Annotated in this window: 5 protein-coding genes; 1 reads left to right on the forward strand and 4 read right to left on the reverse strand. The window is 70.8% G+C overall.

Features of this window, described 5'->3' with window-relative positions:
• Positions 1–28: 28 nt before the first annotated feature.
• From NS220_RS03205 to NS220_RS03220, 4 genes are all read right to left on the reverse strand, one after another.
• A complete protein-coding gene (locus NS220_RS03205; RefSeq protein WP_081322958.1) occupies positions 29–1513 on the reverse strand; it encodes a rhamnulokinase in 1485 nt (494 codons plus the stop codon).
• Positions 1510–3546, reverse strand: a complete 2037-nt coding sequence (locus tag NS220_RS03210) for a bifunctional rhamnulose-1-phosphate aldolase/short-chain dehydrogenase (RefSeq protein WP_058622661.1) — start codon at positions 3544–3546, stop codon at positions 1510–1512. Before NS220_RS03210 ends, NS220_RS03205 begins: the two co-directional genes overlap by 4 nt.
• 122 nt (positions 3547–3668) lie before the next feature.
• Complete coding sequence (rhaI, locus tag NS220_RS03215; protein ID WP_058622662.1) at positions 3669–4835, reverse strand: L-rhamnose isomerase; 1167 nt, start codon at positions 4833–4835, stop codon at positions 3669–3671.
• Positions 4832–5242, reverse strand: coding sequence for an L-rhamnose mutarotase (locus NS220_RS03220; RefSeq protein ID WP_058622667.1), 411 nt, complete (start codon positions 5240–5242; stop codon positions 4832–4834). Before NS220_RS03220 ends, rhaI begins: the two co-directional genes overlap by 4 nt.
• Before the next feature lie 80 nt (positions 5243–5322).
• Between NS220_RS03220 and NS220_RS03225 the strand changes: the two genes are divergently transcribed.
• A partial coding sequence (locus tag NS220_RS03225) for a LacI family DNA-binding transcriptional regulator (RefSeq protein ID WP_058622668.1) occupies positions 5323–6161 on the forward strand: 839 nt, incomplete at its 3' end.

A 6161-nucleotide genomic window follows, 5' to 3' on the forward strand; every position in this document is an offset into this window, starting at 1 on the left:
CCTGACAGGGTCACCTGTAGGCCGGATTTCAGGAGCGGGGAACGAATCTCACCGCGGGGAAAGCGGATGCCACGCGAGCGCGCAGCTCCTTGAGAGACGCATCGGCCCCGAAGCAACCGAGGGCACGCGCCTGGACGAGGACGTTGCCGAGCGCGGTGGCCTCGACAGGACCCGCGAGCACCGGTAGTCCGCTGCGGTCCGCGGTCGCCTGGCACAGCAGCGCGTTGAGCGCCCCGCCCCCGACGAGGTGCACCGCGTCGATCTCGCGACCGGCGAGTTCTCCCGCCGCGTGCAGCGTCCGCGCGAAGGCGTCGGCGATGCTCTCGACGATGACCCGCGCGAAAGCGGCGCGGCCGTCGACGCCGGGCACCGGCATCCCGAGCAGAGCCGCGATGCGCGCCGGCATGTCGCCCGGGGCGGCGAGCGATGCGTCGTCGGCGTCGAAGAGACGCGCGGGCGTGGGCTCGGCGGCGGCGGCGGCCAGGAGCGCGGACAGGTCGACCGAAACGCCGTCGCGCTCCGACCAGGCCCGCACGGTCTCGCTCAACAGCCACAATCCGGTGACGTTGTGGAGGAACCGGACGCGCCCGTCCACACCGCCCTCGTTGGTGAAGTTGGCCGCGCGGGCGGCATCCGTCGTGATCGGCGCGTCCAACTCGAGCCCCACCAGGCCCCAGGTGCCGCACGAGATGTACGCGGCGTTCGGCGACGACAGCGGGACGGCGACGATGGCTGAGGCGGTGTCGTGCGAGCCGACCGCGACCACCGGGACATCCCCCAGCCCCCGCGCGCGTCCGATCGTCTCCCCGGGATCGACCAGGAGCGGCAACACCCGCGAGGGGATGCCGAGCGCCTCGGCGAGCGCGAGATCCCACTCGCCCGTGTGCACATCGACGAGCCCGGTCGTCGAGGCGTTCGTCCGCTCGGCGACGCGGCGGCCGGTGAGCCGCTCGGCGAGGAGGTCGGGGACCAGCAGGCTCGTCTCGGCCTCGGCTACAAGAGCGTCCGCCGCGTACTGGTACAGCGTGTTGAACGGCAGGAACTGCAACCCGTTGCGCCGGTACAGCTCCTCGAACGGGACGACCGCGTGCACGGCATCCACTCCGCGCACCGTGCGCTCATCGCGGTAGTGGAACGGCTCGGCCAGGAGCCCGTCCGCCCCGAGCAGGCCGTAGTCGACGGCCCACGAGTCGATGCCGACGCTCTCGATGCCGGGCTCCCGACGGAGCGCCTCGGCGAGCCCCGCGTGGACGTGTCGCCACAGGGCCTCGAGGTCCCAGTGCCAGCCGTCCGCGCGTTCGACGGGTCCGTTGGGGAAGCGGGCGACCTGCTCGAGCTCGAGAACGCCGTCGCCGACCCGGCCGATCATCACGCGACCGCTCGTGGCGCCGAGATCGACCGCTGCGACGGAGCGGATGCCGCCGGGATCAGTTCCGGGGGCACGGATCCCGGGCGCGGCGGGCCCCGGCTCGGCTCCGGGCGCACCCGCCCCGCTCGACGACGTCCCGCTCATCGCAGGAAGGCCGCGGCGACGCCCGAGTCGACGGGCACGTGCAGACCCGTCGTGCGCGAGAGCTCGGGGCCGGTCAGCACGAACACCGCGTCGGCGACGTTCTCAGGGACGACCTCGCGCTTGAGGATCGTGCGGTTCGCGTAGAACTGGCCGAGGTCCTTCTCGTCGACGCCGTAGGTCGCGGCGCGATTGGCGCCCCAGCCGGCGGCGAAGATCCCCGAGCCGCGCACGACGCCGTCGGGGTTGATGCCGTTCACGCGCACGCCGTGCTCGCCGAGCTCGACCGCGAGCAGACGCACCTGGTGCGCCTGGTCGGCCTTGGTCGCCGAGTAGGCGATGTTGTTCGGGCCGGCGAACACGGAGTTCTTCGACGAGATGTAGATGACATCGCCGCCCATGCCCTGCGCGATGAGGGCCGCGGCGGCCGCCTTCGACACGAGGAACGAGCCCTTCGCCATGACGTCGTGCTGCAGGTCCCAGTCCTTCTCGGTGGTCTCCAGCAGCGGCTTCGACAGCGAGAGTCCCGCGTTGTTGACGACGAGGTCGATGCCGCCGAAGGCGAGCACGGTGGCGTCGATCGCGGCCTGCACGCCCTCGGCATTCGCCACGTTCGCGGCGACCCCGATCGCGAGGTCGGTCGAGCCGAGCTCGGCGGCGACGGCCTGCGCCTTCTCGAGGTCGAGGTCGGCGACGACGATGCACGCCCCTTCGGCGGCGAGACGGGTCGCGATGGCCTTGCCGATCCCGGATGCCGCGCCCGTGACGAACGCGATACGCCCCTGGTGCGTCTTGGGTTTCGGCATGCGCTGGAGCTTGGCCTCCTCGAGCGCCCAGTACTCGATGCGGAACTTCTCGGCATCCGAGATCGGAGCGTACGTCGACAGCGCCTCGGCGCCGCGCATGACGTTGATGGCGTTGACGTAGAACTCCCCCGCCACGCGCGCGGTCTGCTTGTTCGCGCCGTACGAGAACATGCCCACGCCCGGCACGAGCACAATGAGCGGGTCGGCGCCGCGGATCGCGGGGCTGTCGGCCGTGGCGTGCGCGTCGTAGTACGCCTGGTAGTCGGCGCGATACTCCGCGTGCAGCTCCTGCAGGCGCGCGATCGCCTCCTCGACCGGCGCATCGGCGGGCAGGTCGAGGATCAGCGGCTTGACCTTGGTCCGCAGGAAGTGGTCGGGGCAGCTCGTCCCGAGCGAGGCGAGGGCGGGGGCCTTCTCGGATGCCAGGAAGTCGAGCACGACGTCGGAGTCGGTGAAATGGCCGACCATGGGCTTGTCGGTCGAGGCGAGGCCGCGGACGGTCGGGGCGAGGGCCGCCGCCTTGGCCCGACGCTCGGCCTCGGGCAGGGCCGCGAAGCCGTCGCGGACGCCGCCGAAGGGCTCGGCGGTGCCGTGCTCGTCGATGTAGGTCCGCGCGGTGTCGATGATCCAGAGGCTGTTGCGCTCGACCTCTTCCGACGTGTCGCCCCACGCCGTGATGCCGTGTCCACCGAGGATCGTGCCGATCGCCTGGGGGTTCTCCGCCTTGATCGCGGCGATATCCAGGCCCAGCTGGAACCCGGGGCGGCGCCAGGGCACCCACACGACCTTGTCGCCGAAGATCTTCGACGTCAGCTGCTCGCCGTCGGCGGCGGTGGCGATCGCGATGCCGGCGTCGGGGTGCAGGTGGTCGACGTGCGCGGCATCCACGAGTCCGTGCATCGCGGTGTCGATCGAGGGGGCCGCCCCGCCCTTGCCATGCAGGCAGTAGTCGAAGGCGGCGACCATCTCGTCTTCGCGCTCGATGCCCGGGTAGACGTCGACGAGGGCTCGCATGCGATCGAGGCGCAGCACCGCGAGGCCCTTCTCGGTGAGGGTGCCGAGGTCGCCCCCGGATCCCTTGACCCACAGCAGCTCCACCGGCTCACCGGTGACGGGGTCGATGTCGGTGCCCTTGGCGGAGGTGTTGCCGCCGGCGTAGTTGGTGACCTTCGGGTCGGAGCCGAGGCGGTTGCTGCGCGCGACGAGGTCGGCGGCGGTGGAGGTGGTCATGGTCTTCCGTTCATCTCAGTCGTCGGGTGGCGGGGTCGGAGCCGTCGAATGTCCAAGACACGCCGCATCGGGGCACCCCGTTACGGCGTGTTCTGGACACTCAACGGCCTAGGTGGAGCGGGTCAGGCTCCCCATCCGGCCTGGATGCCGCCGACGCGCTCTTCGGCGATGCGGGGCAGGTATCCGGATGCCGCGAACGCGGCCATCGGGTCGGCGGGAAGGCCGCGCGAGGCGCGCCACTCGGCGAGGGCCGGGCGCACGTCGGTGTAGAAGGCGTCCATGAGCACCGCGTTGGCCCCGAGCACGTCGTTCGCCTGCTGCGCGGCATCCAAAGCGTCGCGGTCGACGAGCAGCGCGCGCGCCGTCATCTCCTGGACGTTCAGCACCGAGCGGATCTGCCCGGGGATCTTGTCCTCGATGTTGTGGCACTGGTCGAGCATGAAGGCCACGTCGGGGTTGTTGAGGCCCCCGCCGCGCACGACCTCGAACAGGATGCGGAACAACTGGAACGGGTCGGCCGCTCCGACGATGAGGTCGTCGTCGGCGTAGAAGCGCGAGTTGAAGTCGAACGAGCCAAGCTTTCCGAGGCGCAGCAGCTGCATGACGATGAACTCGATGTTCGTGCCCGGCGCGTGGTGACCGGTGTCGAGGCACACCATCGCCTTGTCGCCGAGCGAGGCGACCTGGACGTACGAGGTGCCCCAGTCGGGAACGTCGGTGTGGTAGAACGACGGCTCGAAGAACTTGTACTCCAGCACGAGACGCTGGTCGTCGCCGAGGCGCGCGTAGATCTGCTGCAGCGAGTCCTGCAGGCGGTCCTGGCGGCCGCGCATGTCGTTCTGGCCGGGGTAGTTCGAGCCCTCGGCGAGCCAGATCTTCAGGTCGCGCGAGCCCGTGGCATCCATCACATCGATGCACGCGAGGTGGTGGTCGATGGCCTTTCGGCGGATGCGCTCGTCGTGGTGCGTGAGGGCGCCGAACTTGTAGTCCTCGTCCTGGAAGGTGTTCGAGTTGACCGTGCCGAGCTTCACGCCGAGGTCTTCGGCGTGACGGCGGAGCGCCGTGTAGTCGTCGACGAGGTCCCACGGGATGTGCAGGGCCACCGTGGGGGCGAGGGCCGTCAGACGGTTGACCTCGGCGGCATCCGCGATCTTCTCGAAAGGGTCGCGCGGGGTGCCGGCGGTGGGGAACACGCGGAAGCGGGTGCCGGAGTTGCCGAAGGCCCAGGAGGGCAGCTCGATGGCCTGACCTTCGAGGGTCGAGAGGATCTCGGGAGACAGCGTCGTCATGAGGGGGTGCTTTCAGTCGGGGCGGATGCCGGGTTCTCGGCGGTAACGGAAGGAACGGATGCCGCGGGCGCAGCCTCCGCGAGCTGGTCGGCGAGGTGGAACACCTCGGTGAGGGCGGTGGCGGCCTGGTCGGGCCGACCGTCGAGGTCGAGGAAGAAGGGGGCCATCTCGGCCTCCCACGCTGCGGCGACGGGCGAGGCAGCGAGGTAGGCCTGGGCGGCCGCGTCATCGTCGGTCTCGTAGTAGCCAACGAGCCGCCCGCCCTCGCCGAGGAAGAGAGAGTAATTACGGCGTCCGGCGGCGGCGATCTCGGCGAGCATGTCGGCGCGAACCGGCGTGTGCCGGGCGACGTAGGCGTCGATCAGCTCGGGTCGAACGCGGAGTTCGAAGCAGACACGGGTGGGCATGGGTTTCTCTTCCTCGAGAATGAATCGTTTCATGACACGGTAGCACGATGCGCCGACTCGTGCGATATCGTCGTCGGATCATGGCGGTGAAAATCAAGGACGTCGCCGCTCACGCCGGCGTCTCGGTGGGCACCGTCTCGAACGTGCTCAACGGTCGCGACACGGTGTCGCCCGGGGTCGTCGAGCGCGTCCGCGCCGCCATCGACGCCCTCGGCTACGTGCGCAACGACGCCGCTCGCCAGTTGCGGGCCGGCCGGAGCCGCGCGATCGCGCTCATCGTGCTCGACGTCGGCAACCCCTTCTTCGCCGCCGTCGCCCGCGGCGCCGAAGCGCGCGCCGCCGCCGACGGGTACGTCGTGCTCCTCGGATCCAGCGGAGCCGACGCCGCCCAGGAACGCCTCTACCTCGATCAGTTCCGCGAGCAGCGGGTCGCGGGGGTTCTCCTCACCCCGGCTGACGCGGGCAGCGAGGTGGTCGAGCATCTCGCGTCGGCCGGCATCCCGGTCGTCCTCGTCGACGAGCAGACGCCCCGCGGCGACGTCTGCACCGTGTCGGTCGACGACGTCGAGGGCGGCTCCCTCGCGGTCGCGCACCTGCTCGCCCAGGGGCGGCGGCGCATCGCGTTCGTGGCGGGCCCGCTCACCACCCGGCAGGTCGCCGACCGCCTCGCCGGCGCTCGGCGCGCGGTCGACGAGGTCGAGGGCGCGTCCCTCGAGATCATCGAGACAGATGCCATGACCGTCCTCGCCGGCCGCGCCGCGGGCGAGAGACTGCGCGAGCGTTCCGACCGCCCCGACGCCGTCTTCGCCGCCAACGACCTCCTCGCCGTCGGCGTGCTGCAGGCGCTCACGATGCTCGGGGGGATCCGCGTGCCCGACGACATCGCCCTCGTCGGCTACGACGACATCGACTTCGCCGC

The sequence above is a fragment of the Microbacterium testaceum genome (assembly GCF_001476655.1).
Taxonomy (GTDB): Bacteria; Actinomycetota; Actinomycetes; order Actinomycetales; family Microbacteriaceae; genus Microbacterium; species Microbacterium testaceum_C.

Excerpts from the sequence above, each read along its gene's own strand:
- NS220_RS03205 (WP_081322958.1), bottom strand. The coding sequence starts at position 1,513 with ATGAGCGGGACGTCGTCGAGCGGGGCGGGTGCGCCCGGAGCCGAGCCG.
- NS220_RS03210 (WP_058622661.1), bottom strand. The coding sequence starts at position 3,546 with ATGACCACCTCCACCGCCGCCGACCTCGTCGCGCGCAGCAACCGCCTC.
- rhaI (WP_058622662.1), bottom strand. The coding sequence starts at position 4,835 with ATGACGACGCTGTCTCCCGAGATCCTCTCGACCCTCGAAGGTCAGGCC.
- NS220_RS03220 (WP_058622667.1), bottom strand. The coding sequence starts at position 5,242 with ATGCCCACCCGTGTCTGCTTCGAACTCCGCGTTCGACCCGAGCTGATC.